Raw genomic sequence first — 15,964 nt, 5'->3', positions numbered from 1 at the left:
CGCTAGCGCAAGGTCTGAAGCGCCTCGCGCCCGGCAAAACGGGCAGCGGCCACCGCCCTGTTGGGAACGTTCAGCGCACGGATCAACGAAGAGACATGAATGCGCACGGTGAAGGGAGAGATCTCAAGCGCTGAGGCGATTTCCTTGTTGGTCTTGCCTTCGGCGATCAATTGCCAGACCTCTCGCTGCCGTGACGTGAGCCGGCTCATATCATCGTCGGAACCCAGTAGGAGCGGGCCCGAAGGCTCGTACTTGACCAGCACTTCGCCACGGCGAATATCGGCGATGGCCTGGCCGACCTGGTCGGGAGAAAGGCTCTTGCCGACAAACCCGTCCACACCGGTGGCCATGACACGGCCAATGACATCGCTGTCATCCAGGGTCGAAACCACAATCATCACGGTGTGCTTGAGTGCCTGGCGCAACTGCGCGAGCTCGCTGATGGAGCCCAGGCCGGGAAGACGTATTTCAAGAATCAGCGTATCGAGAGGTTGTCCATTCGTTGCCAGCGTCCGTACTTCCTCCAGGCTGCCTGCTTGTTCGATCACTGCGTCAGGTATCAGGCGCTCCAGCAACACCATCATCCCCTCTCGGAACAGCGGATGCTCATCTGCCACGATAATCCGGCAAATCTTCCGACCCGAGACGCGTCTCTCATCGTGTCCCATACTGCATCTTGACGACTTCACTGATTCTCTGCGCAACGCCATTGGCCGGAGGCGTGACGGATCGGATCGACTGACCACGATAAGGTCCGTCCGCGGGAAACCAATTCTGGACAACGACAACCTGTTTCGGCTGCTCGGCCGAAACCGGGCCCGTGGAGATTTCATTGGTGAACTTGCAGGTATCAAACGTCCCCAGGGCCGTCTTGATCGTTTCACGCCCGTTATAAGTCAGCTTCTCGACGACATCGAACTCGACCGTTCCCCCGGCGCTCACCGCTTTGTTTTTGTAGCTGACGGTGACGGTCTGCCCAGGTTGCAGATCAATCGGTGTGGAAGCGGGAGGCTGGTAGATGGTGGTCATCAACGATGCCCCGGCACCATGGCGATCACCGTAACGAATCAGTCGACCGTCCTTGATTTCGGCGAAGGTCGTCGTCAGGAAAAACGGCGCATTGTTCAGGAACGACGTGTGCACCGAGGCCACCGGATTGGCGCCGGCAAACGCCTCGCGCCCGAGCGCCTCGGTTTTACCGCGACTGGTGGCTGGCGACAGGTTGTCGCGACTTTCATACTCCACCACCGTCCCGGCCTGGAAATCCGCCTCGTTGGTGCAAGCCGCCGAGGATGTCTCACTGGCCGTGGAAGCCGACGCACCGGCGATAAAAGAACCCCAGCCACTGGCGACAAGGGCCGAGACGGCAAATGCCGTTGCGAGGCGCTTGCGATAAGCCGGGCAGATGTTGGACTTTCTGGCAGGTGTGCTTTTCAAAAACAGATCCTTGTTCAAGTAGGCTCGTTGCGACCGGTCGAAAGCCGATAGCGTCCATAGGTTAGGGTCGAGTGCCGACCGGCGCTATAGCGCAAGTGTGCTATAGGCTTTGCCCTCGTTCTGGATGGGGGGATGATTGAGACTACCGATACGCGCCGGACCATGACATCATAAAGCCACCATTTTGTTCGAGCCTGGACGCGCTTCATTCTTCAGCCTTGAAACCGTATCAGGGGCTCGTATGACCGAATCACTGGAGCGCTTTGTCCAGGCGCAAGCGTCAACCTATGACCGCGCTTTGCACGAGCTACGGCACGGCCGCAAGGAAGGCCACTGGATGTGGTTCATCTTTCCCCAATTACGCGGCCTGGGTATCAGCGAGAACGCCACCTATTACGGCCTGCGCAATCTGGAAGAGGCGCGCGACTATTTGCATCACCCGCTTCTGGGACCACGACTCGAGCGCGCAACCCGCGCCGTCCTGGACTCGGACGTCGCGGTAGAGAAACTCCTGGGGACACTCGACGCCATGAAATTCGCGTCCTGCATGACGCTGTTCGCAGCGGCCGCGGGCGAGCATTGCGTGTATGCCCAGGCGCTGGAGGGTGAGGTGAATGTCGACTCAAGAACACTGGAACTACTGAAGGAGCAAGAGAGAAAAAATGTCTAATTACGAAACATGGACGTTGGTGGTACAGGTGGCCGTGGCCCTGGTGGCCCTGCTGTCGATGTACCTGGTTGTTCGCCAGGTGGTCATCCTGACGGCACAACTGAAGGCGACTCAACAGGCTTCCGAGGCCCAGAGCATCATTTCGATTGTCGAGTTCCTGCAAGCCAGCCAGGCCCGCGATGCCCGGCAAGCGGTTCGCGCCACGCTGTCGACCCTGCATCATGACCAATGGGACGCCACCCATGTCCAGCATGCCTCGCTGACCTGTGCGAACTACGACGTCGTCGCGGCGTTATTGCGGGCCGACTTGATCAAGAACAAGCACATCATCATCGAAAACTGGGCGCCGAGCATCAAGCACTGCCACCAGATACTTGCCCCTTTCATTGAGACAAAACGCGCCCAGCCCGGCGGCGACCGAAAGTACTGGAGCAACTTCGACTGGCTGCGCGAGCAGTGCTCTAAGGTCTGACGGGGGTTGTGACAGTGAATCCAGAAGCCATTTTCGCTGAAACGGTGAAACGCCTGCGAGCGGCCAGGCACCTTGCCATTTTTACCGGTGCCGGCATTTCCGCACAAAGCGGTATCTCCACCTTCCGTGATCCTTCGACCGGCCTCTGGGCACGTTACGACCCAAAGAAACTGGCCACCCCCGCCGCTTTCGCCAAAGATCCTGCACGGGTATGGGCATGGTACAGCTGGCGCCGAACGCTGGTTAACCAAGCGCACCCCAATGACGCGCACCGGGCAGTCGCCAGGCTGACCGAGAACTTGCCCCGCGTGACCGTCATCACACAGAACGTCGACGACCTGCTCGAACGAGCCGGATCCAAGGAGGTGATTCACCTCCACGGTGATCTGGCCAGCGCCCGTTGCTTCCAGTGCAATCGTCCCTACCTGGGCGCATTGCCCGTGGATGTCGGGCCCGACTGCGACAGCCTGGAACCCCCGCGTTGTCCACACTGCGACGGCCGGATCCGCCCCAATGTCGTCTGGTTCGGCGAGGGAATGCCGGAACGTGAACTGGACCTGGCCTTCAGCGCGGCCCGTGACTGCGACGTCATGCTCTCCATTGGCACTTCTGGAGAGGTCTACCCGGCGGCACGGATTCCAACATTGGCAACCGAGCATGGCGCCTGGCTGGTGCATATCAATATCAAACCGATGGGGGCCGCTTCCGATAAAACACTGGTGGGCGATGCGACATACTGGTTGCCGAGGCTGGTCGAGGCGTTGGGCTGATGCTTCCTGCAAAACCCGCCCATGATCCCAAAGAACGCCCTCGACGCGATGACCAAAGGCGCCCCCCCTGACGCCGCAACAACTGCTTGTCAGGCATCAAATGCTGGCAACCGCCTGGACAGACGCCGGTACCTTCGTGCTGGCCCTGCCCCGTCTGCGCTCAGCCAACGACAGCCGCCCCGTGTGGACCCAGATCAACCTGGCTGCCAGCAATTGGATCGCCGTCCTGAGGCGCCTGCAGCAGCACTGGGCCTCAGGGGCCGACGCCGCTGAACTGAACCAGGACCTCGTCGCAGCACGGGCCGGTTATGACGAGTTGCTGTCGCGCTATAACGCTGCGGTGGAGCATCAGTATTGATTCGTCGAAATTGTTACTTGGATAGCCCGGTTTTAACAGTCGCGCCATCACAAATAGTGTTATTGCACACAACATTCATCTGATTAGAGTGAGCATATGGTTTCCATAGCTGTTCGCGAAGAAGTTCAAGACCGTCTCCGCCGTGCTGAAAATGAACATGAGGTGAAGGTCCTGCTCGCCGTAGAGTCAGGCAGTCGTGCCTGGGGATTCGCGTCCCCCAATAGTGACTATGACGCACGCTTCATCTACGTCAATAAACCTGAGTGGTATCTCTCGGTCGGCCTCGAGGAGCAACGCGACGTCATCGAGTACCCGATCATCGATGACATGGACATCAATGGCTGGGATCTGCGCAAGGCCTTGAGACTGTTTTGGAAGTCAAATCCGGGGTTTGTCGAGTGGGTGCAGTCCACCATCATCTACGAACATTCCGGCTCCTTTCACGAGCGCGCCAAAGCGTTGCTACCGCAGGTGTACTCGGTTGAAAGCGGTATCTACCATTATCGCAGCATGGCGAAGACCAATTTCAGGGGGTACTTGCAGTCTCCTGAAGTACCGCTGAAAAAATATTTCTACGTCCTGCGGCCATTGCTGTCGGTACGGTGGCTGGAGCGCTTTAATAAACCTGCCCCCATCGAGTTTGACGCGCTGCGCCAAGTCATCGACGGTGAGCCCGAATTGCACCGGGCCATTGATGACTTGCTTGCGATCAAGCGCGCATCGCCAGAAATGGGACTTTCGCCGCAGATCATGCCTATTCAGAGATTCATTGAGCGGGAGCTGCATCGACTTGAAGCTGTCAAGCCGACCCGCAGCGAACGTAAGGAAGTCGAGCCGCTCCTGTCGGAGCTGTTTCGCTCAGTACTGAAGGAAACGTGGGATTAACCCAAGACATTGGCTTTATCGATTCGCCAGGACGGATTTAAAACGTACAAGCGACTCCTGACACTGTCCGGCGTGAACCGGGTTCTAGATCGAAAGCGCAAAACGGCCTCCACCCTCGACGGCCTCGCTACCCGACAGAGCTTCAGGCACAAACCCGCATCGCTCAAGGACCTTCCTTGAGCCGATGTTGTTCTCATAGACATAAGCCACCAACTGCGTAAGCCCCCAACGCATCCGCGCCGCCTCGATCAGATGTTTCAGGGCCTGCGTTGCCAGCCCTTGCCCGCAAGCGCGTTGATCAATGCGATAGCCCACCTCGGCGCAACCGCGTGGTGAATGAATGCCTTTCAAATTCGCCCGCCCCACTATTCTCCCGCTGGCGTCTTCGATCACAAACGGGTGCCAGGCGCCCACGGCGAAATCGGCCAGATAGCCTTCAATGTGCTCGGTGACGCCCGTCCATGAATAAAAGGCAGGGTCCCGTGCGTCGATCTGCGACTCGAACCATTCACGGTTATGGATTTCAAAGGCCAGCAGCGCTTGCACATCGGTCATTTGCAGCTCGCGAATTCTGAAGGGTTTCACTGATTGCTTCTCCTGGGCCGTGAAGCGCAATCGTAAGGTCGAGTGATCGTCATGACGAGATTTTCTGCTTGGACGGTCCTTTGTTAGGGGCCGCTGCACTTTGTAGGAGCTGGCGAAGCCTGCGATCTTTTGATTTTTCGCTTGGAGACTCAAGTGTCAGGGGAAAGATCGCAGCCTCGCTCCGCTCGACAGCTCCTACCACGTGCGCCCTGTGAAGCAGGCGCCCTCGCCGCGGGGTTATTTGATGGGGGCCCTAAACGAAAAATGCCCCGTACCTTTCGATACGGAGCATTTCTTCAAGGCTTCCCGCGGATTGCCAGGTATTCACGCGACGGTGAGTCTTCTGGTTCAATCGTCTGCAGAATCCAGAGCGATTCTGCAGTTCCTATCGGGGAACCCGCCTGGAGTCCTTCAGGCGTTCTGGTTCCAGGGACGGTCGCCATGTTCGTCCTTGATGCGTGTCGGCAGGCCCATCACATCCAGCGCCTCGAGGAACGCCTCGGCAGGCAGCTCTTCGACGTTGACCATGCGCTGCACGTCCCACTCGCCACGGGCCACCAGCAAGGCCGCAGCCACGGGTGGCACGCCGGCGGTATAGGAAATGCCCTGGCTGTCGGTTTCGGCGTAGGCATCCTCGTGGTCGGCCACGTTGTAGATGAACATCTCGCGCGGCTGGCCATCCTTGACGCCCTTGACCAGGTCACCGATGCAGGTCTTGCCGGTGTAGCCCGGCGCCAGCGAGCTCGGGTCAGGCAGCACGGCCTTGACCACTTTCAGCGGCACGACTTCCAGACCTTCGGCGGTCTTGACCGGTTGCTCGGAAAGCAGGCCGAGGTTCTTGAGCACGGTGAACACATTGATATAGTGCTCGCCGAAGCTCATCCAGAAACGCACGTTGGGCACGTCGAGATTCTTCGACAGCGAGTGCACTTCGTCGTGACCGGTCAGGTACAGGTTCTGCGAGCCGACCACTGGCAGGTCGTCGGTACGCTTGACCTCGAACATGGTGTTGCTGGTCCACTGGCTGTCCTGCCAGCTCCACACCTGTCCGGTAAACTCGCGGAAATTGATTTCCGGATCGAAATTGGTGGCGAAATATTTGCCATGGGAGCCCGCATTGACGTCGAGAATGTCGATCGAATCAATGCGGTCGAAATGCTGTTGTTGCGCCAGGGCCGCATAGGCATTGACCACACCCGGGTCGAAGCCCACGCCGAGAATGGCGGTGATGTTCTTTTCCTGGCACTCCTGGAGATGGTTCCACTCGTAGTTGCCGTACCAGGGCGGCGTCTCGCAGACCTTGCCCGGTTCTTCGTGGATGGCGGTGTCCAGATAGGCCACGCCGGTATCGATGCAGGCACGCAGCACCGACATGTTGAGGAAGGCAGAGCCGACGTTGATGACGATCTGCGACTCGGTTTCGCGAATCAGCGCCTTGGTCGCTTCGACATCCAGAGCGTTCAGTGCAAAGGCCTTGATGTCGGCGGGTTGCTTGAGGCTACCCTTGGCCTTGACGCTGTCGATGATGGCCTGGCATTTGGAGATGTTGCGCGACGCGATAGCAATACGACCGAGTTCGTCGTTGTGCTGCGCGCACTTGTGGGCCACCACCTTGGCGACACCTCCTGCACCAATGATAAGTACGTTCTTCTTCAATTTTTTTATTTCTCCTTCCGCCAGCTCAAGAGAGGCTGGACAAGTAGTCGTCGTAAACAAACTCGCGAACCACCTCGACGCTGCCGTCGAGTTGCTTCACAACGATGGACGGCATTTTCAGGCCGTTGAACCAGTTTTTCTTGACCATGGTGTAGCCCGCTGCGTCGATGAACGACAGCCGATCGCCGATGGACAGCGGACGATCGAATTGGTACTCGCCAAAGATGTCCCCAGCCAGGCAGGATTTGCCGCACACCATGTAGGTGTGTTCACCCTCGCTCGGTGCCAGCTTGGCGTTCAGGCGATAGATCAGCAGATCGAGCATGTGTGCCTCGATGGAGCTGTCCACCACGGCCAGGTGCTTGCCGTTGTAGAGCGTGTCGAGCACGGTGACTTCCAGCGACGCGCTCTGGGTGATCGCGGCCTCGCCCGGTTCCAGGTAGACCTGCACGCCATACTTCTGCGAGAAGGCCTTGAGCCGTGCGCAAAAGGCGTCCAGGGCGTAGCCCTCACCGGTGAAATGGATGCCGCCACCGAGGCTGACCCACTCGACCTTATGCAATAGATGACCGAAACGCTCCTCGATCGTGCCCAGCATCTGGTCGAACAAACCGAAATCGCCGTTCTCGCAGTTGTTGTGGAACATGAACCCGGAGATATGCTCGATGACCTGTTCGATTTTCACCGGATCCCATTCGCCCAGGCGGCTGAACGGTCGCGCCGGGTCGGCCAGCAGGTAATCGGAGCTGCTCACTTGCGGGTTGACCCGCAGGCCGCGGACCTTGCCGGCCGACGCCTCGGTGTAGCGCTGTAACTGGCCGATGGAGTTGAAGATGATCTTGTCGCAGTTGGCGAGCATCTCCTCGATCTCATCGTCGGCCCAGGCCACGCTGTAGGCGTGGGTCTCGCCCGCGAATTTCTGCCGGCCGAGCTTGAGTTCATACAGCGACGACGACGTGGTGCCGTCCATGTACTGCTGCATCAGGTCGAATACCGACCAGGTGGCGAAGCACTTGAGCGCCAGCAAGGCCTTGGCCCCGGACTGCTCACGCACGTAGGCGATCTTCTGCATGTTCGCCAGCAGCTTTTGTTTGTCGATGAGGTAGTACGGCGTTTTGATCATTTTCGAGGCCTCCGGGCAAGGCGAGCCAAAAAAGGATGCGCATTGTGCCTTCACTGACTGCAGATCGAAAGAGCGAAAAGCCCCGTTCGCGCAATCATCCTGATCCAAAACCACGCTTTGCGATCACCGGACATACCGGCCGCCCAGGCGACGAAATGCTGAATCTGGCAAAGGGAGGATAAGCAAAGAGCGCTGACGCTCGACTTTGAGCCGTCGCGGATAACCGGCCTTGCACAACAGGCCATGGGGGATCAGTGTTTATGCATCAGGTCATGCAGGACACCAAACCTCAGGCCCGCTTCGCAAACGATCATGTCTGTAACACCGAAGACCTTGAACGCCGCCAGCATGATCGCCAGGCCACCGGGCAGGATGCCCAGGCGATGGCTCTGCAAGCCGGCCAATCTGAGGCGGTCGACATGGCCGACTTCCAGCAGCCGCAACGACAGGCGCAACAACCCGCTGTAGGTAATGCCGCCTTGTCCAACGTCATTGAGACCATTGGCCTTGAGCACTTTGGCCAACATCCGCGCCGTACCGGAAGAGCCAATCACCTGCTGCCAGCCCTGCGCGCGATAACGCGCCGCCACCGCTTCAAACTGCAGGACGGCCACGCGTTCAGCCTCCAGCAGCGCTTGAGCGGTGATGCGTCCGCCCGCAAAGTAACGCGCGCCAAAGGTGCCGCTGCCGATGGCAATGCTTTCCGTCAACAGCGGCTGAGCACCCTGCCCCAGAATCAGTTCGGTCGAGCCTCCGCCGATGTCCACCACCAGTCGCGTCCGCTCGACACCGGGCACCGCATGGGCGACACCGGCATACACCAGCCGGGCCTCTTCATGTCCGGACAGCACGTCGATCCGAAACCCCAGGTGCCGCTCGGCACTGGCCAGGAACAATTGGGCATTCGCCGCTTCACGCACGGCACTGGTCGCCACCGCCCGTACCCGTCCGGCTTCAAAGCCACGCAGTTTTTTGCCAAATCGGGCCAAGGCTTGCCAGCCTCGATCCAGCGCCAGTTCATCCAGGGCCCCGGCTTGCAGGCCTTCGGCCAATCGGACCGGCTCGCGCAGGGTTTTCACTTCCTGGATCACCCGTTGTCGATTGCGCTTGACCGACTGGCCAATCATCAGGCGAAAGGCGTTGGAGCCCAGGTCAATGGCCGCGAACAGGGGGGCGTCGCCTTTCATAGCGGTGTTCCTTGATTCATCAGCCAGCAGGCACAAGCGCTGCGGGCATCCCACGATGGTTTGCGAAGATCCTGCCATGGGTTCGATGACACCTGGATGACACCCATTGAACCCCAGTAACTGTTTTAGCCATGGGCAGCACATGAAGCACAGATGACCGTCACTACTATGTAACAAATTGCAATTAGCGTGGATGGCGCCTCCACGACCGAGTTTTCCATCATGCTTTCCACCCAGGACACCTTGGTACAACGCATTCACCGGGAATTGCTCGATCACAGCGACGAAGAACTGGAGCTGGAACTCTCCGAAGACGGGCATGACCTGAACGCCTTGTTCGATGAACATGCCCCGGATAGCAGCGAGAAAGAAATCCGACGCCTGTATTTCAGCGAGCTGTTCCGCCTTCAGGGTGAATTGGTGAAGCTGCAAAGTTGGGTAGTCAAGACCGGGCACAAGGTCGTGATCCTGTTCGAAGGGCGTGACGCCGCCGGCAAGGGTGGCGTGATCAAGCGCATTACCCAGCGGCTCAATCCCCGGGTGTGTCGCGTCGCCGCCCTGCCCGCTCCCAACGACCGTGAACGGACTCAATGGTACTTCCAGCGCTACGTTTCGCACCTGCCGGCGGCGGGTGAAATCGTGCTGTTCGACCGCAGTTGGTACAACCGCGCCGGCGTCGAGCAAGTCATGGGGTTCTGCACCGACGAACAGTACGAAGAGTTCTTCCGCACCGTGCCGGAATTCGAGCGGATGCTCGCCCGCTCCGGCATCCAGTTGATCAAGTACTGGTTCTCCATTTCCGACCAGGAACAGCACCTGCGCTTCCTCAGCCGTATCCATGACCCGCTCAAGCAATGGAAGCTCAGCCCCATGGACCTGGAGTCCCGCCGGCGCTGGGAGGCCTATACCAAGGCCAAGGAAATCATGCTCGAACGCACCCACATCGCCGAGGCGCCCTGGTGGGTGGTGCAGGCCGACGACAAGAAAAAAGCCCGGCTCAACTGCATCCATCACCTGCTTGGGCAAATGCCCTATGAAGAGGTGGAACTGCCGACCATCGAACTGCCGCAACGGGTACGCCAGGAAGACTACTCCCGCAGTCCGACGCCACCGGAGCTCATCGTGCCCCAGGTCTACTGAGACCCGCCAGGCAAGCCCCCCACAAGCGGTTCTGACCTCGTGTTCGCCAGGGCCTTACGATCGAGGCCTCGGTTCTCCCGCCCGCCACAGCCCAGTGTGGGAGCGAGCTTGCTCGCGATAGCGCAGGATCAGTGACAAGGTTCGTGACTGACACGCCGCTATCGCGAGCAAGCTCGCTCCCACAGGGGATTGGGTGAGTTCACCGCCAGAAACGGTTAACATCCCTCTCCTTCGTCTACCCTCACAGAACGGCGTACCGCCATCCATGTGGGCGTGATGCTTCGACATTCCTTGCCTTTCTCTACCGGAGATCTTCCATGCTCAAGCCGTCCCTGGCATTGGCCGCTGGTGTTGCCCTGTCGTTTTGCAGTTGGCTGGCGCAGGCCGCCGACACCCTGAAAGTCAGCGCGATTCCCGATGAGGCCCCGACCGAACTGCTGCGCAAGTTCAAGCCGCTGGGGGCGTACCTGGAACAGAAAACCGGCATGAAGGTGGAGTTCGTCCCCGTGAGCGACTACCCGGCCGTGGTCGAGGCACTGGCCACCGACCGGATCGACATGGCCTGGCTGGGGGGCTTCACCTTCGTCCAGGCACGCCTGAAAACCGGCAACGCCATCCCGCTGGTCCAGCGCGAACAGGACGCCCAATTCACCAGCAAATTCATCACCGCCGACCCCGCCGTCAAATCCCTGGCCGACCTCAAGGGCAAGACCTTCGCCTTCGGTTCGGTATCGTCGACATCGGGCAGTCTCATGCCGCGCTATTTCATGCTCCAGGACGGCATCAAGCCAGAGAGCTACTTCAGCCGCGTCGGCTATTCGGGCGCCCACGACGCCACCGTCGCCTGGGTCCAGGCCGGTAAAGTGGATGCCGGGGTACTGAATGCCAGCGTCTGGGAAAAACTGGTGGCGGCCGGCAAGGTCGACACGAACAAGGTCAAGGTCTTCGCCACCACCCCCGCCTACTTCGACTACAACTGGACGGTGCGCGGAACCCTCGACCCTGCGTTGGCGGCCAAGATAAAGGCCGCCTTCCTCGCACTCGACCCGGCCAACCCCAAGGACAAGGAAATCCTCGACCTGCAAGCCGCCAGCCGCTTCATCGAAACCAAGCCTGAGAACTACAAGGGCATCGAGGAAGCCGCACGCGCCGCCGAACTGCTCAAATGACCCTGCGACTGACCCAGGTCAGCGTTACCCATGCCAACGGCGTCCAGGCGCTGCGTGGCATCGACCTGCACATCGGCGCCGGCGAACAGGTCGCCATCATCGGCCCGTCCGGCGCTGGCAAGTCGAGCCTGCTCAACCTGCTGGCCACCGCCCTGCGCCCGGGCAGCGGGGAGCTGCAGCTGCTCGGCGAACACGCCTGGCAGCTGTCGGCCCGCCAGCGTCAACGCCTGCGCGCGCGCATCGGCCTGATTCACCAATCGCCGCCCCTGCCGCCGCGCCAGCGTGTGGTAACGGCGATCCTTGCCGGAAAGCTCGGTCAATGGGGCATTGGCAAAAGCCTGTTGAACCTGTTGCACCCGCTGGATATTCCAGGCGCCAGGGCGGCATTGGCCCGGTTGGACCTGGGCGACAAACTGTTCGCCCAATGCCAGCAGCTGTCCGGCGGACAATTGCAACGCGTGGGCATTGCCCGGGTGTTGTACCAAGCGCCGGAGGTGTTGCTGGCCGACGAACCGGTTTCGGCCATGGACCCGGTATTGGCCGAGCACACGCTTTCGGTGCTTTGCCGCCACGCCCGGGAACACAACGTCACCCTGGTCGCCAGCCTGCATGCGGTGGAACTGGCCTTGGCGCACTTTTCCCGGGTCATTGGCCTGCGGGACGGGCAGATCCTGTTCGACTTGCCAACCGAGGCGGTCGACCGTCCGTTGCTCGACACGCTCTACGCCAACGAACAACTGCAGTCTTCACCAACAACGCCCCCCGCGTCCTTGAGCGTGCAGATTCCCCGATGCTGACCCGCGATACCCGAGACCCTGCCACCCGCCCTCGCCTGCTGCTCAGTCTGCTGGCGCTTGTGTTGCTGTGGCCAGGCATCCAATTCAGCGAATTGGACCTCGGCGTGCTACTCAAGAGCGATAGCCAGAGCGAAATGGGCCGGTTCGTAGCGGCGTTCTGGCCGCCCGCCCATGGCGACGAATTCGTGGAACTGCTGTGGCAGGCCACCTTGCAGACGCTGGCGATCGCCACGGCCGGCATGGCCTTGGCGTTGCTGTTGGCGGTGCCCGCGAGCCTGCTGGCCAGCCGCGCCCTATCGCTGTCAGCGGCCTCCCGCGCCGGCCATCCGGGCTATTGGGGCCAACTGCTGCGCTGGCCGGTACGCGGCTTGTTGATCTTCTTGCGCAGCGTGCCGGAAATCGTCTGGGCCTTGCTCTTCGTGCGCGCCGTCGGCCTCGGCCCAACGGCCGGTGTACTGGCGATTGCCATTACCTACAGCGGCATGCTGGGCAAGGTCTACGCGGAAATCTACGAATCGGTGGACCAGCGCCCGGCCCACGCGCTCTTGCAGTCCGGCAGCAGCCGGCTGGCGGCCTTCGGCTATGGGATCCTGCCCAATGTCGCGGCGGAACTGTTGTCGTACACGGTGTACCGTTGGGAATGCGCGATCCGCGCCTCGGTGGTGATGGGCTTCGTCGGTGCCGGAGGGCTGGGCCAGCAAATGGACCTGTCGCTGCGAATGTTCGCCGGCGGTGAAGTGGCCAGCCTGCTGCTGACGTTCCTGGCACTGGTGCTGCTCGCCGATCAACTCAGCCGCCTGCTGCGCTGGAGGCTGGCATGAATCGCCTGATCAACACGGTCATGGTCCTTTGCATCGGCGCGGCGGTCATCGCCTCGTTCGCCTACCTGGGCATCGACCTGGGCGAGCTCGGCGACAGTGGCAATCTGCAGCGGATGGGGGCTTATGCGCAACGCTTTCTCAGCCCGGACCTGAGCCCGGGCCACTTGAAGGCGATAGGTCACGGCGCTCTGGAAACCCTTGCCATGTCCGCCCTCGGCACCCTGCTCGCGGCGGTGTTCGGCCTGCTGTTGGCCTTGCCTGCGGCCGGACGCTTCGGCTGGCCTTTGCAGAGCGCGTCGCGCCTGGTGCTCAACGCCTTGCGCGCGGTTCCGGAGCTGGTGTGGGCCGCGCTGATGGTCCTGGCCGCCGGTCTCGGCCCCAATGCCGGCACCCTGGCACTCGCCCTGCACACCACCGGCGTACTCGGTCGCTTGTTCGCCGAGGCGTTGGAAAATACCCCTTGCGAACCGGCCGACGCCATCCGCTTGCAAGGCGGCAACGCCGTATTGGCGTTCTGCTACGGGACACTGCCCAACCTGCTGCCACAACTGCTGGCCTACGTCCTGTATCGCTGGGAAAACAACATCCGCATGGCCAGCGTGCTCGGCTTTGTCGGTGCCGGGGGGCTGGGGCAAATGCTCTATGTCAGCCTCAGCCTGTTCCAGGAAGCCCAGGGCAGCACGGTGATTCTGGCGATGCTGTTGCTGGTTCTGGCGGTCGATACGTTGAGCGGCTGGAGTCGCCAGCGTTGGGTAAAGGCTTGAAGGCTGTTGCACAGCAACGAGCAGGAAATTGGTCATAAAGACCAAGAACCAGGTCTTAATGACCATGCTTCATCCGAGTCAAAATAACCCAACAACCGCCAACCCATTGACGGACAAGGCATTATTAACTGGCACACTTTCTGATCAGGTCTTCTGCCCCTTTTGGCGAACTTGGGAAGAAAGCCACATGAGTAATGAATTCAAGCCTGGTCTTAGTGTAGTCACCGGTGCCAGTTCGGGTATTGGCCTAGCCGTCACCCAACGTTTGCTGGAGCGCGGCTCCAACGTGATCGCGATGTCGCGACAGATCGGTGGTCTCGGCGAACTGGTCGAGCGGTTTGGCGACAGGCTGTCCTGGCTGCCCGGCGACGTGACACAGGCGACCGACCAGGCCAAGCTGGCACAACTGGCCGCCTCCATCGGCCCGGTGGATTGCCTGGTACCCAATGCGGGAATCGCGCAACTGGCCGACGGCCTGGACCTGGCCGCTTTCGACAGGCAATGGGCCGTCAATGGCGCGGGCGCCCTCAATACCCTGAGCAGCCTGCGCGAGCACCTGGCAGCCGAGGCGTCCGTGGTGTTCATCGGCACGTTCCTCGAACAGGTCACCTTCCCGGGGTTGGCCGCGTACATTGCATCGAAAGCGGCCTTGCGCGCCCAGATGCGCACCCTGGCCGTTGAACTGGCGCCTCTTGGCGTTCGTCTCAACATGGTTTCGCCGGGGCCTACCTCCACACCGATCTGGGGCACCCTGGGCCTCGATGCAGAGGCTTTGGGTTCAGTGGCCAGCGCCGTCAACCAGCGCCTGCTGAACGGGCAATTCCTCGAACCCGGAGCCGTGGCAGATGTCATCCTGTTCCAATTGGGCCAGGGTGCACGGGGCGTGTATGGTCAGGACTGGGTGGTGGACAGCGGCTACACCTTGCGTTGATTGCGGCGCGCCCTGGCTAGAAGAGACAGTATGTTTGGCTGCGCATGTAACCCTGTGGGAGCGAGCTTGAACGCGATAGGGTCGGGCCAGTTAACATCAATGCCGGGCGGGTCGCCGTCTTCGCGAACAAGCTCGCTCCCACTGGTCGTTCTTTCGTGCCGAGCTGTGGCGAGGGAGCTTGCCCCCTCGCCACAAGGGCGGTCGGTCCTCCCCAAGGGGTTCAGCAACCTTACGCCCTCTCCATCAACGCCCGTTGCCCATCCGCCTCTCCCTGCAACAACTCAACCACCCAATCGATAAACACCCGAACCCTGGGCGACAGCTGTCGATGGGGCGGGTATACCGCTGAGATCGGCCATGTCGGCACGCCGTACTCGCTCAACACTTCAACCAGCCTGCCCTCGGCCAATTGCCGCTGCACGTGGTAACGCGGCACCTGGATCAAGCCGAATCCCGCTTCACAGGCCGTTACATAAGCGTCGGCATTATTGACGGTCAACTCACTCGGCAATTGCATTTCGCGCACCCGCCCTGTCACCTCGAATTCGAACGGGAAGAACCGTCCATTGCCAGACGCAAAGCCGATGGCCTGGTGCGCCGGCAGGTCCTCCAACCGCCAAGGCGTGCCGACGCGAGCGAGGTAGCCGGGGCTGGCGCAGGTCAGCTGGTGCAGCCGCACGATGGGCCGCGCGACCAACCCTTGATCAAGGACAGTGCCGGCGCGGATTGCACAATCCACGCCCTCGCGCTGCAGATGGACCTGGTGGTCATGAAAGCCCATGTCCAGTTGCAACGCCGGGTAGCGGCGATAGAAATCCGGCAGGCGCGGCAGGATCCAGGTGCAACCAAAGGCAATGGGCATGTCCACCTTCAAGGTGCCGCGCGGCTGGCTCCGTTGCACCGACAGCGAACTTTCCAGGTCATCGAGGTCGTCCAGCAACTGGCCGCAGCGCTGGTAATACGCTTGACCGTCGAGCGTTGCGCGCACCTGCCGGGTGGTGCGCTGCAACAGTTGCACGCCCAGATGGGCTTCCAACTGCTGGATCAACAGGCTGACGGTGGCACGGGGTAACCCAAGGTCATCGGCCGCCTTGCCAAAACCGCCCAGCTCGACGATACGCCGGAACACTTGCATGGCCTGTAATCGGTCCACTGTCGCGCCTCATTATTTAGATATCCCGAATAGTTAAACCAATAAT

General features: G+C 60.7%; 18 protein-coding genes. 11 read left to right on the top strand and 7 right to left on the bottom strand.

The window, feature by feature from the left end:
* Positions 1-2: 2 nt before the first annotated feature.
* Positions 3-668, bottom strand: coding sequence for a LuxR C-terminal-related transcriptional regulator (locus BM317_RS04565; RefSeq protein ID WP_092165087.1), 666 nt, complete (start codon positions 666-668; stop codon positions 3-5).
* Positions 655-1,455 (bottom strand): DUF3108 domain-containing protein, encoded by an 801-nt coding sequence (locus tag BM317_RS04560; protein ID WP_256574033.1) that lies wholly within the window; start codon positions 1,453-1,455, stop codon positions 655-657. The genes BM317_RS04565 and BM317_RS04560 overlap by 14 nt, the downstream gene beginning before the upstream one ends.
* A gap of 223 nt (positions 1,456-1,678) precedes the next feature.
* Here BM317_RS04560 and BM317_RS04555 point away from each other — a divergent pair, with 223 nt between their 5' ends.
* The 5 genes from BM317_RS04555 to BM317_RS04535 all read left to right on the top strand — a co-directional run bounded on the left by BM317_RS04555 (position 1,679) and on the right by BM317_RS04535 (position 4,592).
* Positions 1,679-2,107, top strand: a complete 429-nt coding sequence (locus BM317_RS04555; RefSeq protein ID WP_092473250.1) for a DUF1810 domain-containing protein — start codon at positions 1,679-1,681, stop codon at positions 2,105-2,107.
* Positions 2,100-2,579 carry a DUF4760 domain-containing protein gene (locus BM317_RS04550; RefSeq protein ID WP_060741778.1) on the top strand — a complete coding sequence of 160 codons (480 nt, stop codon included), beginning with the start codon at positions 2,100-2,102 and terminating at the stop codon, positions 2,577-2,579. The genes BM317_RS04555 and BM317_RS04550 overlap by 8 nt, the downstream gene beginning before the upstream one ends.
* Positions 2,580-2,593: 14 nt before the next feature.
* The gene (locus BM317_RS04545; protein ID WP_092473248.1) at positions 2,594-3,349 is read left to right on the top strand and encodes an SIR2 family NAD-dependent protein deacylase; all 756 of its coding nucleotides are present in this window, start codon (positions 2,594-2,596) and stop codon (positions 3,347-3,349) included.
* Positions 3,350-3,449: 100 nt separating this feature from the next.
* Positions 3,450-3,707: a hypothetical protein gene (locus BM317_RS04540; RefSeq protein ID WP_092473247.1), complete on the top strand. Its 258-nt coding sequence runs from the start codon at positions 3,450-3,452 to the stop codon at positions 3,705-3,707.
* Positions 3,708-3,803: 96 nt separating this feature from the next.
* A complete protein-coding gene (locus BM317_RS04535) occupies positions 3,804-4,592 on the top strand; it encodes a nucleotidyltransferase domain-containing protein (RefSeq protein ID WP_092473245.1) in 789 nt (262 codons plus the stop codon).
* Between the two features lie 84 nt (positions 4,593-4,676).
* Here BM317_RS04535 and BM317_RS04530 read toward each other — a convergent pair whose 3' ends face one another.
* The 4 genes from BM317_RS04530 to BM317_RS04515 form a co-directional block, all read right to left on the bottom strand.
* Complete coding sequence (locus BM317_RS04530) at positions 4,677-5,177, bottom strand: GNAT family N-acetyltransferase (protein ID WP_092473243.1); 501 nt, start codon at positions 5,175-5,177, stop codon at positions 4,677-4,679.
* A 411-nt stretch (positions 5,178-5,588) separates the two neighbouring features.
* Complete coding sequence (locus tag BM317_RS04525; protein WP_041476374.1) at positions 5,589-6,833, bottom strand: saccharopine dehydrogenase family protein; 1,245 nt, start codon at positions 6,831-6,833, stop codon at positions 5,589-5,591.
* A 25-nt stretch (positions 6,834-6,858) separates the two neighbouring features.
* The gene (locus BM317_RS04520) at positions 6,859-7,956 is read right to left on the bottom strand and encodes a carboxynorspermidine decarboxylase (RefSeq protein ID WP_092165073.1); all 1,098 of its coding nucleotides are present in this window, start codon (positions 7,954-7,956) and stop codon (positions 6,859-6,861) included.
* 251 nt (positions 7,957-8,207) lie between these two features.
* Positions 8,208-9,143, bottom strand: a complete 936-nt coding sequence (locus tag BM317_RS04515) for a Ppx/GppA family phosphatase (protein WP_092473241.1) — start codon at positions 9,141-9,143, stop codon at positions 8,208-8,210.
* Between the two features lie 222 nt (positions 9,144-9,365).
* Between BM317_RS04515 and ppk2 the strand changes: the two genes are divergently transcribed.
* The 6 genes from ppk2 to BM317_RS04485 all read left to right on the top strand — a co-directional run bounded on the left by ppk2 (position 9,366) and on the right by BM317_RS04485 (position 14,765).
* On the top strand, positions 9,366-10,283 hold the full coding sequence (ppk2, locus tag BM317_RS04510; RefSeq protein ID WP_060743179.1) for a polyphosphate kinase 2: 918 nt from the start codon (positions 9,366-9,368) through the stop codon (positions 10,281-10,283).
* A 317-nt stretch (positions 10,284-10,600) separates the two neighbouring features.
* Positions 10,601-11,452 (top strand): putative selenate ABC transporter substrate-binding protein, encoded by an 852-nt coding sequence (locus tag BM317_RS04505; protein ID WP_092473239.1) that lies wholly within the window; start codon positions 10,601-10,603, stop codon positions 11,450-11,452.
* Entirely contained in the window at positions 11,449-12,249 is an 801-nt protein-coding gene (locus BM317_RS04500; RefSeq protein ID WP_092165069.1) for a phosphonate ABC transporter ATP-binding protein, read from the top strand. The genes BM317_RS04505 and BM317_RS04500 overlap by 4 nt, the downstream gene beginning before the upstream one ends.
* Positions 12,243-13,070 (top strand): PhnE/PtxC family ABC transporter permease, encoded by an 828-nt coding sequence (locus tag BM317_RS04495; RefSeq protein ID WP_092473237.1) that lies wholly within the window; start codon positions 12,243-12,245, stop codon positions 13,068-13,070. The genes BM317_RS04500 and BM317_RS04495 overlap by 7 nt, the downstream gene beginning before the upstream one ends.
* Positions 13,067-13,834: a phosphonate ABC transporter, permease protein PhnE gene (gene phnE, locus BM317_RS04490; protein WP_092473235.1), complete on the top strand. Its 768-nt coding sequence runs from the start codon at positions 13,067-13,069 to the stop codon at positions 13,832-13,834. The genes BM317_RS04495 and phnE overlap by 4 nt, the downstream gene beginning before the upstream one ends.
* Before the next feature lie 187 nt (positions 13,835-14,021).
* Positions 14,022-14,765, top strand: a complete 744-nt coding sequence (locus BM317_RS04485) for an SDR family NAD(P)-dependent oxidoreductase (protein WP_092165063.1) — start codon at positions 14,022-14,024, stop codon at positions 14,763-14,765.
* A gap of 229 nt (positions 14,766-14,994) precedes the next feature.
* Here BM317_RS04485 and BM317_RS04480 read toward each other — a convergent pair whose 3' ends face one another.
* Positions 14,995-15,918: a LysR family transcriptional regulator gene (locus BM317_RS04480; protein ID WP_092473233.1), complete on the bottom strand. Its 924-nt coding sequence runs from the start codon at positions 15,916-15,918 to the stop codon at positions 14,995-14,997.
* Positions 15,919-15,964: the final 46 nt, after the last annotated feature.

The organism is Pseudomonas sp. NFACC24-1 (assembly GCF_900115235.1).
Classification (GTDB): domain Bacteria; phylum Pseudomonadota; class Gammaproteobacteria; order Pseudomonadales; family Pseudomonadaceae; genus Aquipseudomonas; species Aquipseudomonas fluorescens_AA.
This window is presented reverse-complemented; position numbering and strand designations above follow the sequence as displayed.

Excerpts from the sequence above, each read along its gene's own strand:
- BM317_RS04565 (WP_092165087.1), bottom strand. The coding sequence starts at position 668 with ATGGGACACGATGAGAGACGCGTCTCGGGTCGGAAGATTTGCCGGATT.
- BM317_RS04555 (WP_092473250.1), top strand. The coding sequence starts at position 1,679 with ATGACCGAATCACTGGAGCGCTTTGTCCAGGCGCAAGCGTCAACCTAT.
- BM317_RS04550 (WP_060741778.1), top strand. The coding sequence starts at position 2,100 with ATGTCTAATTACGAAACATGGACGTTGGTGGTACAGGTGGCCGTGGCC.
- BM317_RS04540 (WP_092473247.1), top strand. The coding sequence starts at position 3,450 with ATGCTGGCAACCGCCTGGACAGACGCCGGTACCTTCGTGCTGGCCCTG.
- BM317_RS04535 (WP_092473245.1), top strand. The coding sequence starts at position 3,804 with ATGGTTTCCATAGCTGTTCGCGAAGAAGTTCAAGACCGTCTCCGCCGT.
- BM317_RS04520 (WP_092165073.1), bottom strand. The coding sequence starts at position 7,956 with ATGATCAAAACGCCGTACTACCTCATCGACAAACAAAAGCTGCTGGCG.
- BM317_RS04515 (WP_092473241.1), bottom strand. The coding sequence starts at position 9,143 with ATGAAAGGCGACGCCCCCCTGTTCGCGGCCATTGACCTGGGCTCCAAC.
- ppk2 (WP_060743179.1), top strand. The coding sequence starts at position 9,366 with ATGCTTTCCACCCAGGACACCTTGGTACAACGCATTCACCGGGAATTG.
- BM317_RS04505 (WP_092473239.1), top strand. The coding sequence starts at position 10,601 with ATGCTCAAGCCGTCCCTGGCATTGGCCGCTGGTGTTGCCCTGTCGTTT.
- BM317_RS04500 (WP_092165069.1), top strand. The coding sequence starts at position 11,449 with ATGACCCTGCGACTGACCCAGGTCAGCGTTACCCATGCCAACGGCGTC.
- BM317_RS04495 (WP_092473237.1), top strand. The coding sequence starts at position 12,243 with ATGCTGACCCGCGATACCCGAGACCCTGCCACCCGCCCTCGCCTGCTG.
- phnE (WP_092473235.1), top strand. The coding sequence starts at position 13,067 with ATGAATCGCCTGATCAACACGGTCATGGTCCTTTGCATCGGCGCGGCG.
- BM317_RS04485 (WP_092165063.1), top strand. The coding sequence starts at position 14,022 with ATGAGTAATGAATTCAAGCCTGGTCTTAGTGTAGTCACCGGTGCCAGT.